This window comes from Ethanoligenens sp. (assembly GCF_047718355.1).
In the GTDB taxonomy this organism is placed as follows: Bacteria; Bacillota; Clostridia; order Oscillospirales; family Ethanoligenentaceae; genus Ethanoligenens.
This window is the reverse complement of record NZ_JBDNLG010000015.1, coordinates 1-17,330: the sequence shown is the minus strand read 5'-3', so window position 1 is coordinate 17,330 and position 17,330 is coordinate 1. Positions and strand designations below refer to the sequence as shown.

Sequence of the window (17,330 nt, the reverse complement as noted above, 5' to 3'; positions counted from 1 at the left end):
ACGGTTAGGCACCGTTATTGCCTTTTAAGTGAGAAATCGAAGTGGAACCGCGGCGAAAGCCGCCTTCGGAAAAGACGGAGGCGGCTGGGACACGCGGCTTTTTATTGGGTAATGTTATGCCGCGGAGTCGGTCGTACAGTCGTCGAAATTGTTTTGGGTATTTAAACGGCAGCGATTGATAGGTGGGGGGAGAGCAACTGTGTTTCGCGGTATTCGTGAGGACCTGCGCTCCATTAGAAAGCGCGATCCCGCCGCACGCTCGGATGTGGAGGTCTTTTTCCTTTATTCCGGGTTTCATGCGGTGTTGTATTATCGGATTTCCCATTGGTTCTATCGGCATGGATGCTTTGGGTTCGCAAGGTGGATTTCGCAGCTGGGGCGTTTTTTTACCGGTATTGAAATTCACCCGGGCGCAACCATCGGCAAGGGGCTGTTTATCGACCATGGGATGGGCGTGGTCATTGGGGAGACGGCTGAAATCGGTGACTTTTGCACACTTTATCAGGGAGTGACGCTCGGCGGCACCGGAAAAGATAAGGGCAAACGGCATCCCACGCTTGGCAGGCATGTCATGGTCGGGTCGGGCGCAAAGGTACTTGGTCCGGTCACGCTTGGAGATCACTGCAAAGTGGGCGCCAATGCATTGGTACTCATTGACGTGCCGCCGCATTCCACAGCAGTCGGTGTGCCCGCGCACGTGGTGCGCATCGGTGGCCGGCGGGTGGAGGATGACAGTAACGAATTGGATCAAATTCATATGCCGGACCCTGTTTCACAGGAATTGTGTCAGCTGCATATGCAGATCCACTTATTGCAAAAAAAGCTTGAGCACCAAAGGGGAAAGGGCGACCATGAAAATCTATAATACCCTCACACGTGAAAAAGAAGAGTTTATCCCGATTAAACCGGCGGAGGCGCGCGTTTATGCCTGCGGCCCTACCGTTTATAACTATATTCACATTGGCAATGCACGCCCGATGGTGATTTTTGATATTCTGCGGCGGTATTTGGAATATCGGGGATATCATGTGTTTTTCGCGCAAAATTTTACCGATGTGGACGATAAAATGATCCGGCGTGCCAATGAAGAGGGCACCACGGTTGCCGAGGTTGCAGAGAAATACATCGCCGCGTATCGGGAAGACGCGAAGGGACTGCATGTGCAGGAAGCCACGTTTCACCCCCGCGCCACTGAAAACATCCCGGATATCATTGCACTGATTCAGTCTTTGGAGAAAAAGGGGTATGCATACGCCTCTGAGGGGGATGTGTATTTTCGCGCCCATGCATTTAAAGAATATGGCAAGCTGTCGCATCAGCCGCTGGAGGATTTGGAGGCGGGCGCGCGTGTCGATGTGAGCGAGCGCAAAGAGAATCCGGTGGATTTTGCCCTCTGGAAAGCAGCCAAACCGGGTGAGCCGAGTTGGGAGTCGCCTTGGGGCAAAGGAAGGCCGGGCTGGCATATTGAGTGCTCCGCCATGGCACGGCATTTCTTGGGCGAGACCATCGACATTCATGGCGGCGGGCAGGACTTAATCTTTCCGCACCACGAGAACGAGATTGCCCAAAGCGAGTGCGCCAACGACGTGCCGTTTGCACATTATTGGATGCACAACGGATATATCAATATTGACAACCGCAAAATGTCGAAATCGCTGGGGAACTTTTTCACTGTGCGTGACGTGGCAAAGCTGTATGGCTATGAACCTATCCGTTTTCTAATGTTGTCTGCACAGTACCGCACGCCCATCAATTACAGCGATGCGGTCATGGAACAGTCCGTTGCGGCGCTTGACCGACTATACCACTGCAAAGACGCGTTAAAAGACGCATTGCAAGACACTGCGGCCGGTTTGGCGGAGACACATGAGGCGGATACCCAGGCATTGGCTGCGTGGAAGGATAAATTCGACGCCGCGATGGACGACGATCTTAATACTGCCGACGCCTTGTCAGTGCTGTTTGAGCTTGTCAAAGAAATTAACACCAGGCTTGCCGGCGGTCAGGCGACTGTGGGATGGTTGCAAGGGGCATCTGCGCTGTTCGGTACATTCTGCGAGGTGCTGGGTCTGCTCTATGAGCGTAAGGAACAGACGATCGACTCCGATGTGGAAGCGCTGATCGAGCAGCGGCAGCAGGCACGAAAGGCAAAAGATTTCAAGACTGCCGATTCCATCCGTGATGAACTGAGCGCACGCGGTATCGAGCTGAAGGATACACCGCAAGGCGTTAAATGGGCGTATAAAAAGAGCGAATAAATGGTCGTGCGGCTTTAGGCAGACAGGGGAAAGACACGGAAGCGTCGGTATCCCCCAGACGGCTTTGCCGGGGGGGCGGCACACAGGGGGTGGATAAATGACCCTGCAACAGTTAAAATATGCGATTGAAATTGCACATTGCGGGTCTATCAACGAGGCCGCCAAGCACCTGTTTATTACGCAGCCCAGTCTGTCCAATGCCATCAAGGAGTTGGAGACCGAGCTTGGCGTGACCATTTTCATCCGCACCAACCGCGGCATTGTCCTTTCACCGGAAGGCGCGGAATTTTTGGGATATGCACGGCAGGTCACCGAGCAGATGAGCCTGCTTGAAGAACGCTACTTGGAAAATAAACCGGCCAGACGGCAGTTTTCCGTCTCCACGCAGCATTATGCCTTTGCGGTAAGCGCTTTTGTGGCATTGATACGACATCAGGGGTTGACCACCTACGACTGCACCCTAAGTGAAACGCGCACATATGAGATCATTGAGGACGTCAAAAATCTGCGGAGTGAATTAGGTATCCTGTATATCAACTCGTTTAATGCCAAGGTGCTGCACAAATTGTTCAATGAAAGCAACTTGGCGTTTCATCCGCTTTTTGAGGCCGTTCCGCATGTGTTTTTGAGCGCGCAGAACGCGCTGGCAAAAAAGCCGTTCGTTACGCTGGAAGACTTGGAAAAGCTGCCCTGTCTTTCTTTTGAGCAAGGGGAATATAATTCGTTCCATTTTTCAGAGGAGATTCTCAGCACACTTTCCCACCGGCAGAACATCCGTGTCAATGACCGCGCTACCCTTTTTAATTGTTTAATCGGGCTGGACGGATATACGATATCCACCGGTATTTTAAGCGCGGAACTGAACGGCACTGAAATTGTGGCGGTGCCGCTGCGTGTGAAAGAACATATGACTGTGGGCTGGATTGCACACCGGAAATTGGCTTTGAGCCACCTGGCATCATGCTATCTGGAGGAAATGGAAGCCATTCTTTCAAACGAGCGCCTGCCGCAATGACAGGCGCTCGTTTTTTGTGATGATAAAATGAATATGAACAGCTGCAGTCCATTGTGGGCTGCAGCTGTTCATATTGTATTGGAAAAATAGGACGCGCTTTCCCAATAGTTTCGTTCTACTGATTGGTCCGCGCACCTTAAATGGCTGAATATAGTTGTTTTAAGGCTTGTCCCAGCGTTTGTTGGGTGAAAAAACAGGCACACTTGCAATCCAGAATCCCAGAAAAACACCTTCAATGCTGTGCGACAGTACCCAGAGCCGCCCGAGTGGATCGACCACCGTGAACAGCCGCACCAGAAGCATAGCTGTGCAGACAAACAGAAGCACGAGCGCGCCGGGCGTCCACCATTGCATTTTTGGTGCAAAACGTTTGCGCAGGTTAAATTTTTCGAAAAAGATGTGGAAAATCAAGCCTGTACCGGCTGTGAAACCCAGCAGCAAAATGATACCCTGCATAGATGGTCGCTCCCCTTTCTCTCAGTCTGTCTGCACCATCAACCGGTGATTATTATTGATTGCGGGCATGAGACCGCTGTTCTGTTTGTCTCATGTTAGCATAATCCATACGAATTTGCAATGTGGCCCGGACATTATGTAGCCGCCATATGGCGGCATTGCTGTGTAAGGATTCAATATGTGGAAGGGTTCAGTTCATCGTCTGCAACGATGGCAGCAGTAGAGCACTTTGCAGCACAACCACCTGGGGTGCGTAAACACCGGCCAGAAGCAGTCCCGTCTTACCTGCGGGAAAAAGCGTACGCCATTACAGCCTTGGTCTGTGCAGGCGCGGCATTCTGGGACAAACGGCGGTTTGGAGCAGCAGCAGTCGAGATTCGGCATAAAATCAGCTCCCGTTCATTGTCTTGGAAAATACGGTTCGGTGCATTTGCACCTGCTACATTCTATGCAGATTTGGACAGGGTGCTACCGGGTGTTGTCCCATTCTGCGCCATTGCCGAATAGACTGGAATATAGGGCGTGCGATTGATGCCCGTTTCCGTACGTGGTGCCGTGACCGCACGGAAAAATGAACGGCAGGATGCATAACACGTGGGAATTAGGGCAAAATAAGGACAGAAGTTTAAAAGAATGAAATCGGAGCGTGGCAGCTGTGACAGTACACAGAGGTGACATTTATTACGCGGATCTAAGTCCTGTTGTAGGTTCTGAGCAGGGTGGTATCCGCCCGGTTTTAATTGTGCAGAATGATGTGGGAAACAAATACAGCCCAACAGTGATCGCGGCTGCGATCACCAGCCAGACTGGTAAGGCGAAGCTTCCCACGCACATCGACCTCCATGCGGAATCGTGCGGGCTTTCTAAGGACTCGGTCGTCCTTCTTGAACAGATTCGCACGTTGGACAAACGGCGGTTAAAAGAGCATATGGGAACGCTTGATTCGCCCGCCATGCGGCGCATCAATCAGGCTCTCTCCATCAGTTTTGGCCTTGGCGGCCCGCGCGGGAATGCAAAGATTACATAAAAGCGCCCGCGGGATGGAGTCAGTTCGCCCGTGACACAGGTCTGTGACGGGGTGGATGTTCAAACACATTTGATTTTTCCGCTGTTCCAGCGGAATTTTTTTTGTACATTTGTCTGCCGAAGCATACGCATATTGACCGGTCTGCGCGGAAAAATAAAATAAGGCCTATAATCTGAAAGGGGAGAGGATATTGACTGACAGAGAATTGCAGGCGATGGATAGCCATCTGGCTGATGAGCAGGTTTTGATAAAAAAGTATGCGTCTCTTTCAATCGTTTGTACGGACCCGCAGCTTAAAGCAAAATTTGAGCAGGTGTCTGCAAGGCATCAAGACCATTTTAACCGTCTATTGAACCACCTTGTGTAAGGAGGGCGAACCATGCCGTTTGGAAATAACACCAAAAATCAATGGGGAGATAAAGAAATCCTCGCGGATGCCGTGATGACACAAAAAGAGATGGCATTCAGGTACAATGTTTCCGCCAGTGAAAGCATTACGCCCAATCTGCACAACGAATTTCTTGAATTGCTCAAAGACGAGCAGGAGATTCTGTCTGAACTATACACCGAGATGCAAAAACGCGGGTGGTATCCCATGCAGATGGTAGACGCGGCGCAGGTCACCAGCGTGCGTCAAAAATATCAGCAGCCAATGGCATGACACGCCGACACCGGGGCGCTTTCTCCGGCTTGCAAAGCGGAAAAACGCCCCGGCGTCGGTGTCTGACCGGTCAGCGGCTTGTACCCAATCTTTTTTCTTGGATAATGGTCTGTTAAAACAGCTCCAGCAGCTCTTCCGGTCGAGCTAATAGCCGTTTCGCGCCGTTTTCAAGCAATTCGTCGCGGTCACGGAAGCCCCATAAAACGCCGACTCCAGTCATTTTTGCCGCCTCGGCAGTTTTCATATCCACGCCGGAGTCACCCAGAAACAGGCATTCCTCCGGTTGAACGCCCAGCATGGTTGCGGCTTCCAGTGCGGCCGCGGGGTCCGGTTTGCGCGGTACATCCGGACGGTTTCCAAAAACGGGATGGAATCGGTCTCCAAATAATGTGGTGACGATTTTTTTGGCAAACACATCCGGCTTGTTGGAGACAACGGCCAGCTTGACACCTTTTTCATGTAAACTATCAAGTAAAGGAACAATGCCCTCGTATGGCGCGGTGTGGTCTAACCGATGCACTTCATAGTACGTGTCAAAAATTGCTCGTGTGCGGTTTAGAATTTCCGGTGTACAGGCGTCTTGCGGCAGGACACGTTCGATCAGTTTGGGGATGCCGTTGCCCACGAAATACCGATAGCGTTCGATCTCATGTGTGGGGTAGCCCTGCGCAGCCAACGCGTGGTTGGATGCTTCGGCGAGGTCCCGCAATGAATCCGCCAAAGTACCGTCTAAATCAAAAATACAGGCCAAATACATGGGTAGAACCTCCTGATGCACTAAAATGGTGCAATCTGTTAAGATGTAGTAATCGAAAAGCCAGAAAACCAGCGATAAACTTTGGAAAATGGCTGCATAATGACTTTATTATACCGCGTTTTTTCTGAAAAAGAAATCTGATGCCGCTGTTTTGCTTGAAAAATGTGCGCGAGGGAATGGTTGGTTGATGGTCTGCCATCCGGATGGTTTTCCAAACTATGGACGTGTATGGGCAGAATGAATAGAGGCGCGCATGTTGGCTAAACAGGCAAAAACACAGTGAATGTTTGGCAGATTGCACAAAAAGACCATGGTAATCCACCGTTTTGCTCTTGCAAATCGGAATGTTTCACTTGACAATTTTTGAAAAATGCCGTATGATAGAAAAGGTTTCGACAAACGTTACGTTTGTAACGGGAGCGGAATAAAATCAGTTGGGAATCGTGTTGCCGGACGAATTATCGATTGTATGTTGTTGTTTGTCTGGTTTTACACGGCACCTGTTGTTGCAGCTAATATAATGTGCAAAAGGTATGTGTTTCTTTTTATATCTTTTTGTGCATGTGCATATAATTGTATTGGGCGGCGAATGGTTCCCGCCATAAGGATTGTGGCAAATCAATTTCACGCAATCATGCATTTTCACTTGATGATCAAACCAATGTTCAACTAGCTGTTTCCAAAGAAAACACCGATTCTGAAGAAATTGTTATTTCAAGGAGATCGTCAGCATCTTTGTTGTTGCTGTGCGTGTTCGTCTTTCTTCAAAAAGCGTGTGATTCTATGCCTGTATCTTTTGGGTGCTCTTTATGTCGGCATGGCCGATGTGTTTTGCGCACAGATTAAAATGATAAATAACGCGTTGCAGAAGATCAGGAAACAGCTTTGTTAGTCCGTCGCAGATATTTAGTGGTCAAATGCCCCAGTAGCTCAACGGAAGAGCGTTGGTTTTTTCAAAGGTGTCGGTTCAAATCCGTCCTTGGGCAAATTCTATATTTCCAAAGCGAGGTAAAATGCATGTACCAGGACAAAAAACTTATCTGCAAAGAGTGCGGCGAGGAATTTATTTTCACAGCCGGCGAACAGGAATTTTATGCTGAGAAAGGGTTCGTCAACGAGCCCCAGAGATGCAAATCCTGCCGCGATGCTCGTAAGAACGCGGGTAAGCCCCAGCGTGAAATGTTTACTGCTGTTTGCGCATCATGCGGCAAAGAGTGCAAAGTTCCTTTCCAGCCCAAAGAAGATCGGCCCGTCTATTGCAGTGAGTGCTTCGCTAAAATCAAGGAGCAACGCTAATTCCGACACTTTTGTTTGAACTGATTTTGAACCCCGGATTTTTCCGGGGTTTCTTTTGTTTTTTTACAGCGAGTGAAATGGATGCCGGTTTGAATAGAAGCAGACTATTGCAAACCGTACATTTTTGGGGTATAATAAAAGCATTAGGATAGGGTATTGTCTTTGCATGATGTTGCAAAGTAGTCAAGGAGGTTTCTTGAATGGCACAGGTAACAAAACAAACGTTGATCGGCGAAGTGCTTGATCTTGACATGGGGACAGCAGAATTTTTCGTCAGCATGGGAATGCATTGCTTGGGTTGCCCGGCATCCCGCGGCGAGAGCATTGAAGAAGCCTGTATGGTGCATGGCACCGATAGCGAAGAACTGGTTGGAAAAATCAACGAATATCTTGCTACCAGCGCTGCCAATTGATGCTGCGTAGGCACACAAAATGCCATCCGGTGTGCCGGATGGCATTTATTTTTTGGTTAGAGAGTGTTGCGGGCGGGATTGTGCTGCCAAGGAGACTTTTATGAATGCATTGCCGCCGTTAAGCGCACGCCTCCAACTGGCAGCATCGTTTGTTCGGCCAGGTGCGACGGTGGCTGATGTTGGTACTGATCACGCTTATCTGCCGGTGTGGCTGGTTTGTTCAGGCCACAATCCGTCCGCCTTGGCGAGTGATGTGCACTCAGGACCGCTTGCGCGCGCCGCGCGGACTGTGGCACAGTATGGTGTGGCGGAAAACATGGCTTTGTTACAGACTGATGGACTGGCGGGTGTGCAGGCGCAAGATATCATTATTGCCGGCATGGGCGGTGATCTGATTGTTACGATCCTGTCGGGAAGTGATTGGGTGCGTCAGCCGGATGTGCGGCTGATCTTGCAGCCAATGACCGCACAGGAGGTTTTGCACGCCTATTTGTGCCGGGAAGGGTTCGTGATTGAGCGTGAGGACGCGGCGGTGGAGGGCAGCAAACATTATCTGGTTATGAACGCGCGATTTGGCGGTGTGCCGTTTGAACCGGATGATTTCTTTTGTATCGCTGGCCGCCTTCTTGAAACAGGCGGCCCGGCCGCATCTGCCTATTTGCTCTGGCAGGCGAGCCGCTTGCGCAAAAAAGCCGCCGGACTGGCGTGTTCTGCCACCTGTGCCGCCCAGGCAGAACAATGGGCTTCTCTTGCGAGCCGTTTGGAGCAGGCGGCAGTGGAAGCGGTCTGCACTTAGGCTACGGGTATTGCGGTGGAGGAAAACGCGGATGACAACGGTAGAAAATGTTTTTTCCCTGTTACGGAACTGGGCGCCTTTACATTTGGCTGAAAAATGGGACAATGTCGGCCTGCTTGCGGGCGACGGCAGTTTATCGGTGCAAAAGGCGTTGGTGGCGTTGGATATCACCTCCGAAGTTTGCGAGGAAGCCGTATCTGTCGGCGCGCAGCTGATTATCAGCCACCATCCCGTTATTTTTCATCCGATTTCAAATTTGCACGCGGATGGAATTTCCGCACCGGTATGGCAGCTGGCACGGCACGGATTGTCCGCTATCTGTATGCATACCAATCTCGATATCGCCGAGGGCGGCGTGAATGACGTGCTTGTGCAGGTGCTGGGCTTGGAGCGAACCGCCATCTTACAGCCGCTTGGCGCATTTTCTTTTCAAAAAATACGCGTTTATGTGCCGGAGACCCACGCCGCGCGCGTGCGGGAGTCTATGGCAAAAGCGGGTGCGGGACGGTATGACGGCTATGACAGCTGTGCGTTTGAAACGCATGGTACCGGTTATTTCCGGCCTCTTGCAGGCGCAAACCCGTATATTGGGGTACAGGGGCGTCTGGAGGCAGCGGACGAGGTGTGCATTGAGGCAGTTTGTGACGCCCGTGATACTGCCGCGGTGGTGACGGCGATGAAAGCGGCGCACCCCTATGAAGTGCCTGCCTACGATCTGTTTGAGAATACCGCTCTGCAAAAACCTTACGGAATCGGACGTGTCGCACGCTTAGATGCACCGGTGGAGCCGGACGCTTTTGCACGTCATGTCCAAGCGCGTTTGCGGGCAGCGGGTGTGGCGTTCCACGATGCGGGGCGTCCCGTGCAAACCGTTGCCGTATGCAGCGGTGCGTGGGACGGCGAACTTACGGCTGTTGCGGCGGCATCCGGCGCGGATACGATTTTGACCGGTGAAATTAAACATTCGGATATGCTGGCGGCGGCGGCCGCTAAGTTGAATCTGGTGGCGGCGGGGCATTTTGCCACCGAGCAGCCGATTTGTCCGGTGCTTGCCCGGCGTTTGGGCGCGGCGTTTACGGATGTGACGTTTGCGGTGGCGGCCTCCGGGACAGAACCGGTCAGATTTATCAATTGATCTGTGAATAGACTGATTTGAGAACCCATATATACTGGGAGAAAGCAAGGGAAACAAACCATGGCGCTTGACGGTGCGTTTTTGTCTTTTATCGCTGCGGAGATTGGCGTGCTGGTTGGCGCGCGGGTCGATAAGGTGCAGCAACCGGAAAAGGATGAATTGAATCTCACATTCCGGCAAAAAGGCGGAGGGGCAAAATTGCTGCTTTCGTCAAGTGCTGATCACCCACGTGCGCATTTGACCGCGCAAAATAAAGAGAATCCAATGACCGCTCCGATGTTTTGCATGTTGCTGCGCAAACATTTGGGGGGCGCCAAACTGCATGCGGTTCGCCAACCAGGTTTGGAGCGCCAGCTGTATTTAGATTTTGACTGCCGGGACGATCTCGGCGACGAAGTGCAGAAAACCCTGTCCGTGGAAATCATGGGCCGGCACAGCAATATCATTTTCATTGGTCCGGACGGAAAGATCATTGACGCGATTAAGCATATTGATTTCACAATGTCGAGCAAGCGGCAGGTTCTGCCGGGACTGCCGTATACCCCACCGCCCGCGCAGGATAAAGTGGATTTGCTGATGCAGACACCGGTGGATGCGCTGCAACGGGTTCTGGGGCAGAGCGGTTCTCTTGAAAAAGCAATGCTCAAAGGGGTGCAGGGGGTATCTCCGCTGGTCTGCCGAGAACTTTGCGAGCAGGTTGCGGGGGATATGACTGTAGATATAAATACGTTGAGAGACACAGGGCGGGGTCGATTGCTCGCGGCATTTACCGCGTTGCAGGAGCGTTTGCGCAGCCACACGGGAGAACCCACGCTGTTGACCGACGTGCAGACTGGCCGTCCGCTGGAGTTCTCTTTTATGCGCATCATGCAGTATGGCGACCGCGCGCAAACACGGCGGATGGAGACGTTCTCCGCTTTGCTGGATGCGTTTTACACCGAGCGCGACCGGGTGCTGCGGGTGAGCCAGCGCGCGCATGACATGCTGCAGGTGGTGGAGCACGCCGCCCAGCGAATTGGCCGTAAGCTGGAGCGCCAGCGCACGGAGTTGGCGACAAGTGAAGACCGTGAAGCACTCAAGCAGCGCGGCGATTTGGTATCGGCAAACCTTTATCAGTTGAAAAAGGGTATGTCTGTCTGCTCACTTGCGGATTTTTACCATGATGACGCATTGGTTGAGATCGCGCTGGATGTTCGTCTGACACCCGCGCAGAATGCACAGAAGTTCTATAAAGCTTACCATAAAGCCGCCGCAGCCGAACGTTTCCTGACCGAGCAGATTGCCGAGGGAGAGGAAGAATTGCGGTATTTGGAGACTGTGTTGGACGAGATTTCCCGTGCGAGTGGGGAGAGCGAGCTGGCGGAAATCCGGGAAGAATTGATTGGGGGCGGCTATCTGCGCCGCCGTGGGAAGAAGCGGGAAAAGCTGCGGGAAAACGCGCCTCGCCACTTTGTTTCGGATGATGGTTTTGAAATCCTGATCGGTCGCAACAACAAGCAAAATGATCGCCTGACGCTGAAAACCGCCGCCAAAACCGACATGTGGTTTCATACCAAAAATATCCCCGGCGCACATGTCATTGTGCTGGCGGATGGGCGCGAGGTGCCGGAGCGCACGCTTACACAGGCGGCGGTGTTGGCGGCCACACACAGCAAAGCAAAAGATTCCGCACAGGTGCCGGTGGATTACGCGCCGGTGCGTCATGTGAAAAAACCAGTGGGTGCGAAGCCTGGCATGGTGATTTATGAAGGATATAATACCGCTTATGTGCAGCCCGATGAAGCCCTTGCCGCACGGCTGGAAGAGTAAGTGGCAAAGTAAGGGTGACGTAAATCAATTCCGATTACTTATAATTAAAGAAGGTGCCTTATGAGTAAGCCTTTATCTGAAATGTCATTGGAAGAGTTGTGGAAACTATTTCCGATTCAATTAACTGAACATCATGATTGTTGGAAAGAGTGGTACCAAACAGAAAAAGCCTATCTACTGTCCGTCCTGCCGGATAAAGTCAAAATTCATCACATCGGCAGTACGTCGATAAACGGCATATGGGCCAAACCAATCGTCGATATTTTGGTGGAAGCTAATTTGAATAATCATCACGCCCTTAAAAGCACGCTTGTGAAGAATGGCTATATATGCATGGCACAAGCTGAAACGCGAATTGACTTTAACAAGGGATATACGCCTAACGGATTTGCTGAAAAAGTGTTTCATCTGCATCTTAGAGAGCTTGGTGATAATGATGAATTGTATTTTAGAGATTATTTGAACGAGCATCAAAATACCGCGAAATCCTACGAGAAATTGAAACTTTCTCTTTGGAAAAAATTCGAGCATAACCGTGACGGTTATACGGATAGTAAGACGGAATTTGTGCGCGAATACACATACAAGGCAATTCTTCAATATGGAGAAATATACAAATAGATTATATTTTGTAGCCATGTAGTGTTGCACGGTATGAGCATAACTGGTAGTGACCAGATATAGTCAACATAGAAACGCCCATCAATCATAATACATCAAATAGCGCAGGTCGAGAAAATCGCTTGTGCGGTTAAAATCGTTCCCGCTTTTTACGACGCGGGTGCGGTTCTGCGCAAGGAAATTGACGATGTTGTAGACGTCGATCCAGATTTCATTGTTGCTTTCTTTCTGAGATTCATCGAATACCAGTTCCATGCCAAAATGCAGGTGCGGTTTATTCATACCGTTGACGTCCTCTTTGTTGCTGTATCCGGTCATACCCAGATACCCGATGACTTCGCCGGACTGCACAGCTTCGCCTTTGACCAAGCCCGTGCGGTATGGATGCCCTTTCCGCAGATGTGCATAATAGTAATAACGCTTTTTATCAAAACTGCGGATACCGATGCGCCAGCCGCCATATTTGTTCCAGCCCAATTCTTCCACATAGCCGCCCTCCACCGCGCAGATAGGGGTGCCGACGGTTCCCATCAGGTCGTTGCCAAGGTGCCTGCGGCTGAAACCGAACGAGCGGGAATTTCCAAAGTCATCATAATGCCCGTACCCGTATCCCGCCGCGATGGGGGAGAATAGTTTTAAACCGTATTGCTCAGTGTAGTTGCCGCCCGCGCCGGTCGCATAGTCGCCTACTGCGTTGCCCAGTGCGGCATCGTAAACCTGATTAAAGTAACTGTAGTTTTTCATGGATGCCGTGATGTCCTGCATGGTTTGACCGCTTTGCAGCTGCTGGCGCAGCGCATCCAGATCGGCGGGTCGGTACCGGTTCCAGTTGCCGCCGTATTTGGCCGCCAAAAAGGCCAGCGCATCCGCAAAATGCAGCGGTGCTGTTGTGGTATGGGTCTGTATATCCAATTTTAATGCGTACTGCATGGCGGCCAAGGGAACATTAAAGTCTGCCCACTTGACCGTTCCGCCCTGCGCGCCTGCGGTTACGGCTTTTTGACCCGCCGAGACCGAAAAGAACGCAAGCAATATGCTCAGCACCGCAATGGCGGCGCGCTCAATCCATCGTTTGTGCTTCACGGTTCTTCCTCACCTGCCGCCAGTGCGCGTTTTCCTTTTGGGCAAGCAGGAGGCGGCAGTAGTATATATATGTGGGATAGCTGGTCCATTTTACTGTAAATTGCAAAGAATCTTTGCTATGAGCGGCGGGCTGAAATCACGCGGTCCATGATACTTTCTGGATATGGCGCAAAATCCGGAGATTTCTGGCAGAATCGAGGAAATATGAAAAGAAAACAGCAGATTGCATATAACGAAATACTGTCTGACGTAGCGATTACCGCTGTTACGATCTTGATGGTCTTGCTTGGTGTGGCGGACATCTTGCCGGTGAACAGGTTCGTGCTGTTTGGCGGGGGCATACTGGCCCCACGCACGGCTGCGCTGCATCAGACCCTTTCGGTGGTTGTGGGGTGTGTGCTGCTCTTTATCAGTTATCGGTTATATAAACGGGTGCGTATGGCGTATTACATCACGGTCTGTTTGCTGCCCTTATCGGCTCTGCTGCATCTGTATGATGCTACATCCCGGTGGCCGCTGCTGCCGGTGGTGGTAATTGAATTGCTGATGGAAGCGGTCCTGCTGCTGCTGCATCGACACTTTACACGACATGCAGATCCAATCACGCTGCGCCGCGGTGCGCTTTTTGCGTTGCTCTGCGTGGCCTTGGTGCTGCTCAACACGGGAGTCGGGTTGTTTGTGATGCGGCACCATTTTCATGGCATCGCCACGGTTTGGGACGCTGTATATCAGTCTCTCCGTTTATTTGTTTTGATGGATATATCCGGTGCGTCGCCAAAGGGGCTGCGCGGGCTGATTTTTCTGCGTTCGGCAGTCGTGCTGTATTGGGCGAGTTTGGCGGCGGCAGTGCTGTTTATTCTTAAACCCCTTGTATATCAGCCAATTGTTTCGGCGCGCGATCATGCCCGCGTGCGGGAATTACTGCGCAAATATGGGTACAACAGCCTGTCTTATGTAGATGTAGAGCAGGACAAGCGCTATTATTTCGGGCAAACAATCGAGGGGTTTATTGCTTATGTGATTGAGGCGGATACGGCGGTTTGTGTGGGAGACCCCATTTGCCGGGAAGAAGACTGTGCGGTGATGCTGTTGGAATTCCGGCAATTCTGCAAGCAAAACGACCTGTCGATTTGTTTCTGTCAGGCATCCGAAGATTGGTTGGAAATTTATAAGGGAATGGGATTCGGTGCGGCAAAATGCGGGGAAGAGGCGGCTTTTGAACTGGCGTCTTACAACATCGACGGCCCCAAAACCGCGAAAGTTCGGCGAGATGTTCGATCGGCGGCACGCAAAGGAATCACCGTGGAGGAATACCGACCGCAGCTTGCGCGGAATGCCGCACTTGAGCAGGAGATATGGACGGTCTCGCAGGAATGGCTTTCACAGAAAAAGAGTGGCGAGCTGTCGTTTCTGCTCGGCTCGGTGGGCTTGGATGATCCGCTGGATCGTCGCTATTTTTTGGCGCGCGACCATAGCGGACAGGTTTGTGCGTTTGTTGTTTTCCTGCCGTATGTGGATGGGTATTATGCCGATGTGACCCGGCACAGGCGGGGAACGCCGGCGGGTGTGATGGAGAGCATCACATTAACTGCGTTTGATACCTTTCGCCGGGAGGGCGTCCGCTGGGGTTCTATGGGTGTCGCGCCTCTTGCCAACACCCGCACCGATACCCAGTCTACGCGGGTGGCGACTTTGCTGGCATATGTGTTTGAACATGCCAATGGGTTTTATGCGTTCAAATCGCTGTACCAATACAAGAAGAAATACAACCCGACGCTCTGGAAACCGCACTATTTCATCTATTATCCGGCTAAATTTACGCCGCAGCTTTCCTATGCGTTAATTAAAGCGCAAAATCGCGGCGGTGTGCAGGATTTTCTGTTCAATCGGTTGTGCCATTTGTTGGCACGCCTGTTTCGCGTGAAGCATCGCTGATTGCATGGATATGCGCAACAATCCTCTGGAAGTGCGGAAACGCTTTCAGGGGATTGTTCTGTTCTGTGATGATGTTAAAAAAAGCGGGAAAAATCTTGACAAACAGAAACATCTCTTGTATTATTGTATTAAAGAGTTAGTACAGAAGTACAGGATGGAAGGTGGTGCACGTGAAACCATCATTTAATTCAACATTTCCAATCTATTTGCAGATTATGGAACAAATCAAACAGCAGATTGTTTCCGGTGTGAGAAAACCGGGCAGCAAAGTGGAAAGCGTAAGGGAGTTGGCACAGCAGATGGAGGTGAACCCAAATACCATGCAGAGGGCATTTGCGGAGCTGGAGCGCGGCGGGCTTTTGCATACCGAGCGCACGGCGGGCAGATTCATCACAGACGATATTACACGCATCAATGCGGTGCGCGAGGAATCAGCCCAAAAGGTCATCTCGAATTTTATGGATGCAATGCAGCATCTTGGTTTTTCCCAAATAGACATTATGCAGCTTGTCAAAAAGTACACGGGGGAGGGATAAACATGGATACATTGCTGGAAGTGTCCGGTCTGACCAAGCGGTATGAGGGGCGTTTGGCGCTGGATGATATCAGCTTTTCACTGCCGGCCGGGCATATCGTCGGCCTGCTCGGGCCAAACGGAGCCGGTAAGACGACGCTGATTAAAATCCTGACAGGGGTTATCAGCGATTATACCGGCCAGGTGCGTATCGGGAGATTTGCACCGGGGATGCAGAGCAAATCCATGGTGGCATATCTGCCGGATAAAACGTATTTCAGCAACTGGATGAAAGTGTCCGATACCGTGGACCTGTTTGAGGATTTCTATGCGGATTTTGACAAGGGACGGGCACTTGAACTGTTGAAAAAACTGGGTATCGACAAGAATATGCGCGTGACAAAGCTCTCTAAAGGAACCTATGAAAAAGTCCAGCTGGTGGTCGTAATGTCCCGCAAAGCAAGGCTGTATGTACTGGATGAACCGCTGGGCGGGGTAGATCCTGCTGCGCGGGATGTGATTCTGGATACCATCTTGACCAACTACTGCGAGAACAGTACCGTGCTGCTTTCCACCCAGCTCATCTCGGATGTGGAACGTGTATTCGATAGCGTAGTCATTCTGAAAGAAGGCCAGATTTTTCTGAGTGATGAGGTGGACGCGGTGCGCGCCAAATATGGCCAGTCGGTCAATGAATTGTTCCGGGAGGTGTTCAAATGCTAAGCAAACTGATCAAGTACGAGTGGAAAGCTATGTGCTGGCATTACGCCGTCCCGTTTATCGTCTACGTGGTTGCCGCCGCTTTCAGCCTGGTTTTTGCACATTGGCACCCGATTATTTCCGGCTTTATTATTTTCGGCGGGCTGTTTGCACTGGCAGTGCTGATGTTTCTCGCGTTTTTCCGGCGGTATAACAGCAACCTTTACAGCAATGAAGGCTACTTGATGTTCACATTGCCGGTGCGTTCGGAAGAACTGCTGTTTTCCAAAGTGCTGGTTTCTTTTATTTGGTTTACGTTATATGCGGTGCTTCTGTTCGCGGTCGTTATCCTTTCGATTTTGGCCGTGTCAAGCAATCCGGATATCAACAATGTTTTTCCAACCTTTGGGCAGCTATGGGAAGCGCTGCAACAGCATCTGAGCGACATCCTGTTGCTCTTCTTGTATTACATTGTGTTGACAATGAGCAGTATTCTGGATATCTATTTTTCCATCACGGTATCCAAACTGACTATCTGGCGCAGATTTGGCGTGTTTATGGGGTTTGTATCCTATGCGGCGATCAACATCGTGCGGGGCATACCGATCTGGATTTTGGAATTCGGGCTGCATATGAAACTTGATGTCTCGCAAAACATTCTGAAAGTCAGGGAAGCAGGCCCTGCACATGCCACCGTTGCGCTTGGTTCTGTAGGCGGCTGGTTTTGGGTGTTGCTGTTGTATTCCGTTGCCTTCGCGGCGGGTACGTTCTTCCTAACCGCATGGATTATGCGCAGGCATACCAGTTTGAAATAACGGTGCAGAGAGGGCCGCGTGCCCCCTCTTCATCCGTGAA

The 17,330-nt window shown here is 51.1% G+C and carries 20 protein-coding genes and 1 tRNA gene; 18 read left to right on the top strand and 3 right to left on the bottom strand.

Annotated elements, in window-relative coordinates:
• The first annotated feature begins 199 nt into the window (after window positions 1-199).
• The 3 genes from epsC to ABF463_RS03960 all read left to right on the top strand — a co-directional run bounded on the left by epsC (window position 200) and on the right by ABF463_RS03960 (window position 3,273).
• Window positions 200-865 (top strand): serine O-acetyltransferase EpsC, encoded by a 666-nt coding sequence (epsC, locus tag ABF463_RS03970; RefSeq protein WP_415532256.1) that lies wholly within the window; start codon window positions 200-202, stop codon window positions 863-865.
• The gene (cysS, locus tag ABF463_RS03965) at window positions 852-2,258 is read left to right on the top strand and encodes a cysteine--tRNA ligase (RefSeq protein WP_415532255.1); all 1,407 of its coding nucleotides are present in this window, start codon (window positions 852-854) and stop codon (window positions 2,256-2,258) included. Before epsC ends, cysS begins: the two co-directional genes overlap by 14 nt.
• Before the next feature lie 97 nt (window positions 2,259-2,355).
• Window positions 2,356-3,273 carry a LysR family transcriptional regulator gene (locus ABF463_RS03960; protein ID WP_415532254.1) on the top strand — a complete coding sequence of 306 codons (918 nt, stop codon included), beginning with the start codon at window positions 2,356-2,358 and terminating at the stop codon, window positions 3,271-3,273.
• 159 nt (window positions 3,274-3,432) lie between these two features.
• Here ABF463_RS03960 and ABF463_RS03955 read toward each other — a convergent pair whose 3' ends face one another.
• Entirely contained in the window at window positions 3,433-3,729 is a 297-nt protein-coding gene (locus tag ABF463_RS03955) for a hypothetical protein (protein ID WP_415532253.1), read from the bottom strand.
• A 180-nt stretch (window positions 3,730-3,909) separates the two neighbouring features.
• On the opposite strand from ABF463_RS03955, the gene ABF463_RS03950 reads away from it, so the two are divergent.
• The 4 genes from ABF463_RS03950 (at window position 3,910) to ABF463_RS03935 (ending at window position 5,417) form a co-directional block, all read left to right on the top strand.
• On the top strand, window positions 3,910-4,236 hold the full coding sequence (locus ABF463_RS03950; RefSeq protein WP_415532252.1) for a hypothetical protein: 327 nt from the start codon (window positions 3,910-3,912) through the stop codon (window positions 4,234-4,236).
• 148 nt (window positions 4,237-4,384) lie between these two features.
• On the top strand, window positions 4,385-4,756 hold the full coding sequence (locus tag ABF463_RS03945; protein WP_415532251.1) for a type II toxin-antitoxin system PemK/MazF family toxin: 372 nt from the start codon (window positions 4,385-4,387) through the stop codon (window positions 4,754-4,756).
• A gap of 190 nt (window positions 4,757-4,946) precedes the next feature.
• Window positions 4,947-5,123, top strand: coding sequence for a spore coat protein (locus ABF463_RS03940; RefSeq protein ID WP_415532250.1), 177 nt, complete (start codon window positions 4,947-4,949; stop codon window positions 5,121-5,123).
• Between the two features lie 12 nt (window positions 5,124-5,135).
• Entirely contained in the window at window positions 5,136-5,417 is a 282-nt protein-coding gene (locus tag ABF463_RS03935) for a spore coat protein (RefSeq protein ID WP_415532249.1), read from the top strand.
• A 112-nt stretch (window positions 5,418-5,529) separates the two neighbouring features.
• Here the strand turns inward: ABF463_RS03935 and ABF463_RS03930 are convergent, their stop codons facing one another.
• Window positions 5,530-6,174, bottom strand: a complete 645-nt coding sequence (locus ABF463_RS03930) for an HAD family hydrolase (RefSeq protein ID WP_415532248.1) — start codon at window positions 6,172-6,174, stop codon at window positions 5,530-5,532.
• A gap of 919 nt (window positions 6,175-7,093) precedes the next feature.
• Here ABF463_RS03930 and ABF463_RS03925 point away from each other — a divergent pair.
• The 7 genes from ABF463_RS03925 to ABF463_RS03895 all read left to right on the top strand — a co-directional run bounded on the left by ABF463_RS03925 (window position 7,094) and on the right by ABF463_RS03895 (window position 12,244).
• Window positions 7,094-7,160, top strand: a tRNA-Lys gene (locus tag ABF463_RS03925).
• 31 nt (window positions 7,161-7,191) lie between these two features.
• Window positions 7,192-7,470 carry a zinc-ribbon domain containing protein gene (locus ABF463_RS03920; RefSeq protein WP_415532247.1) on the top strand — a complete coding sequence of 93 codons (279 nt, stop codon included), beginning with the start codon at window positions 7,192-7,194 and terminating at the stop codon, window positions 7,468-7,470.
• A 200-nt stretch (window positions 7,471-7,670) separates the two neighbouring features.
• Window positions 7,671-7,883: a DUF1858 domain-containing protein gene (locus ABF463_RS03915; RefSeq protein ID WP_415532246.1), complete on the top strand. Its 213-nt coding sequence runs from the start codon at window positions 7,671-7,673 to the stop codon at window positions 7,881-7,883.
• Between the two features lie 100 nt (window positions 7,884-7,983).
• Entirely contained in the window at window positions 7,984-8,679 is a 696-nt protein-coding gene (locus tag ABF463_RS03910) for a class I SAM-dependent methyltransferase (protein ID WP_415532245.1), read from the top strand.
• 31 nt (window positions 8,680-8,710) lie between these two features.
• Complete coding sequence (locus ABF463_RS03905) at window positions 8,711-9,814, top strand: Nif3-like dinuclear metal center hexameric protein (RefSeq protein ID WP_415532244.1); 1,104 nt, start codon at window positions 8,711-8,713, stop codon at window positions 9,812-9,814.
• Between the two features lie 60 nt (window positions 9,815-9,874).
• Window positions 9,875-11,623, top strand: coding sequence for an Rqc2 family fibronectin-binding protein (locus ABF463_RS03900; RefSeq protein WP_415532243.1), 1,749 nt, complete (start codon window positions 9,875-9,877; stop codon window positions 11,621-11,623).
• Between the two features lie 60 nt (window positions 11,624-11,683).
• The gene (locus ABF463_RS03895; protein ID WP_415532242.1) at window positions 11,684-12,244 is read left to right on the top strand and encodes a GrpB family protein; all 561 of its coding nucleotides are present in this window, start codon (window positions 11,684-11,686) and stop codon (window positions 12,242-12,244) included.
• An 81-nt stretch (window positions 12,245-12,325) separates the two neighbouring features.
• Here ABF463_RS03895 and ABF463_RS03890 read toward each other — a convergent pair whose 3' ends face one another.
• Window positions 12,326-13,327, bottom strand: coding sequence for a M23 family metallopeptidase (locus ABF463_RS03890; RefSeq protein ID WP_415532241.1), 1,002 nt, complete (start codon window positions 13,325-13,327; stop codon window positions 12,326-12,328).
• Window positions 13,328-13,531: 204 nt separating this feature from the next.
• Here ABF463_RS03890 and ABF463_RS03885 point away from each other — a divergent pair, with 204 nt between their 5' ends.
• From ABF463_RS03885 to ABF463_RS03870, 4 genes are all read left to right on the top strand, one after another.
• Complete coding sequence (locus tag ABF463_RS03885) at window positions 13,532-15,262, top strand: bifunctional lysylphosphatidylglycerol flippase/synthetase MprF (protein ID WP_415532240.1); 1,731 nt, start codon at window positions 13,532-13,534, stop codon at window positions 15,260-15,262.
• A gap of 170 nt (window positions 15,263-15,432) precedes the next feature.
• Window positions 15,433-15,798 (top strand): GntR family transcriptional regulator, encoded by a 366-nt coding sequence (locus ABF463_RS03880; RefSeq protein ID WP_415532239.1) that lies wholly within the window; start codon window positions 15,433-15,435, stop codon window positions 15,796-15,798.
• Between the two features lie 2 nt (window positions 15,799-15,800).
• A complete protein-coding gene (locus tag ABF463_RS03875; RefSeq protein ID WP_415532238.1) occupies window positions 15,801-16,499 on the top strand; it encodes an ABC transporter ATP-binding protein in 699 nt (232 codons plus the stop codon).
• Complete coding sequence (locus ABF463_RS03870) at window positions 16,493-17,290, top strand: hypothetical protein (RefSeq protein ID WP_415532237.1); 798 nt, start codon at window positions 16,493-16,495, stop codon at window positions 17,288-17,290. The genes ABF463_RS03875 and ABF463_RS03870 overlap by 7 nt, the downstream gene beginning before the upstream one ends.
• Window positions 17,291-17,330 lie beyond the last annotated feature (40 nt).

Coding starts and splice junctions, on each gene's coding strand:
- cysS (WP_415532255.1), top strand. CDS start 852: ATGAAAATCTATAATACCCTCACACGTGAAAAAGAAGAGTTTATCCCG.
- ABF463_RS03960 (WP_415532254.1), top strand. CDS start 2,356: ATGACCCTGCAACAGTTAAAATATGCGATTGAAATTGCACATTGCGGG.
- ABF463_RS03955 (WP_415532253.1), bottom strand. CDS start 3,729: ATGCAGGGTATCATTTTGCTGCTGGGTTTCACAGCCGGTACAGGCTTG.
- ABF463_RS03935 (WP_415532249.1), top strand. CDS start 5,136: ATGCCGTTTGGAAATAACACCAAAAATCAATGGGGAGATAAAGAAATC.
- ABF463_RS03930 (WP_415532248.1), bottom strand. CDS start 6,174: ATGTATTTGGCCTGTATTTTTGATTTAGACGGTACTTTGGCGGATTCA.
- ABF463_RS03920 (WP_415532247.1), top strand. CDS start 7,192: ATGTACCAGGACAAAAAACTTATCTGCAAAGAGTGCGGCGAGGAATTT.
- ABF463_RS03915 (WP_415532246.1), top strand. CDS start 7,671: ATGGCACAGGTAACAAAACAAACGTTGATCGGCGAAGTGCTTGATCTT.
- ABF463_RS03910 (WP_415532245.1), top strand. CDS start 7,984: ATGAATGCATTGCCGCCGTTAAGCGCACGCCTCCAACTGGCAGCATCG.
- ABF463_RS03905 (WP_415532244.1), top strand. CDS start 8,711: ATGACAACGGTAGAAAATGTTTTTTCCCTGTTACGGAACTGGGCGCCT.
- ABF463_RS03900 (WP_415532243.1), top strand. CDS start 9,875: ATGGCGCTTGACGGTGCGTTTTTGTCTTTTATCGCTGCGGAGATTGGC.
- ABF463_RS03895 (WP_415532242.1), top strand. CDS start 11,684: ATGAGTAAGCCTTTATCTGAAATGTCATTGGAAGAGTTGTGGAAACTA.
- ABF463_RS03885 (WP_415532240.1), top strand. CDS start 13,532: ATGAAAAGAAAACAGCAGATTGCATATAACGAAATACTGTCTGACGTA.
- ABF463_RS03875 (WP_415532238.1), top strand. CDS start 15,801: ATGGATACATTGCTGGAAGTGTCCGGTCTGACCAAGCGGTATGAGGGG.
- ABF463_RS03870 (WP_415532237.1), top strand. CDS start 16,493: ATGCTAAGCAAACTGATCAAGTACGAGTGGAAAGCTATGTGCTGGCAT.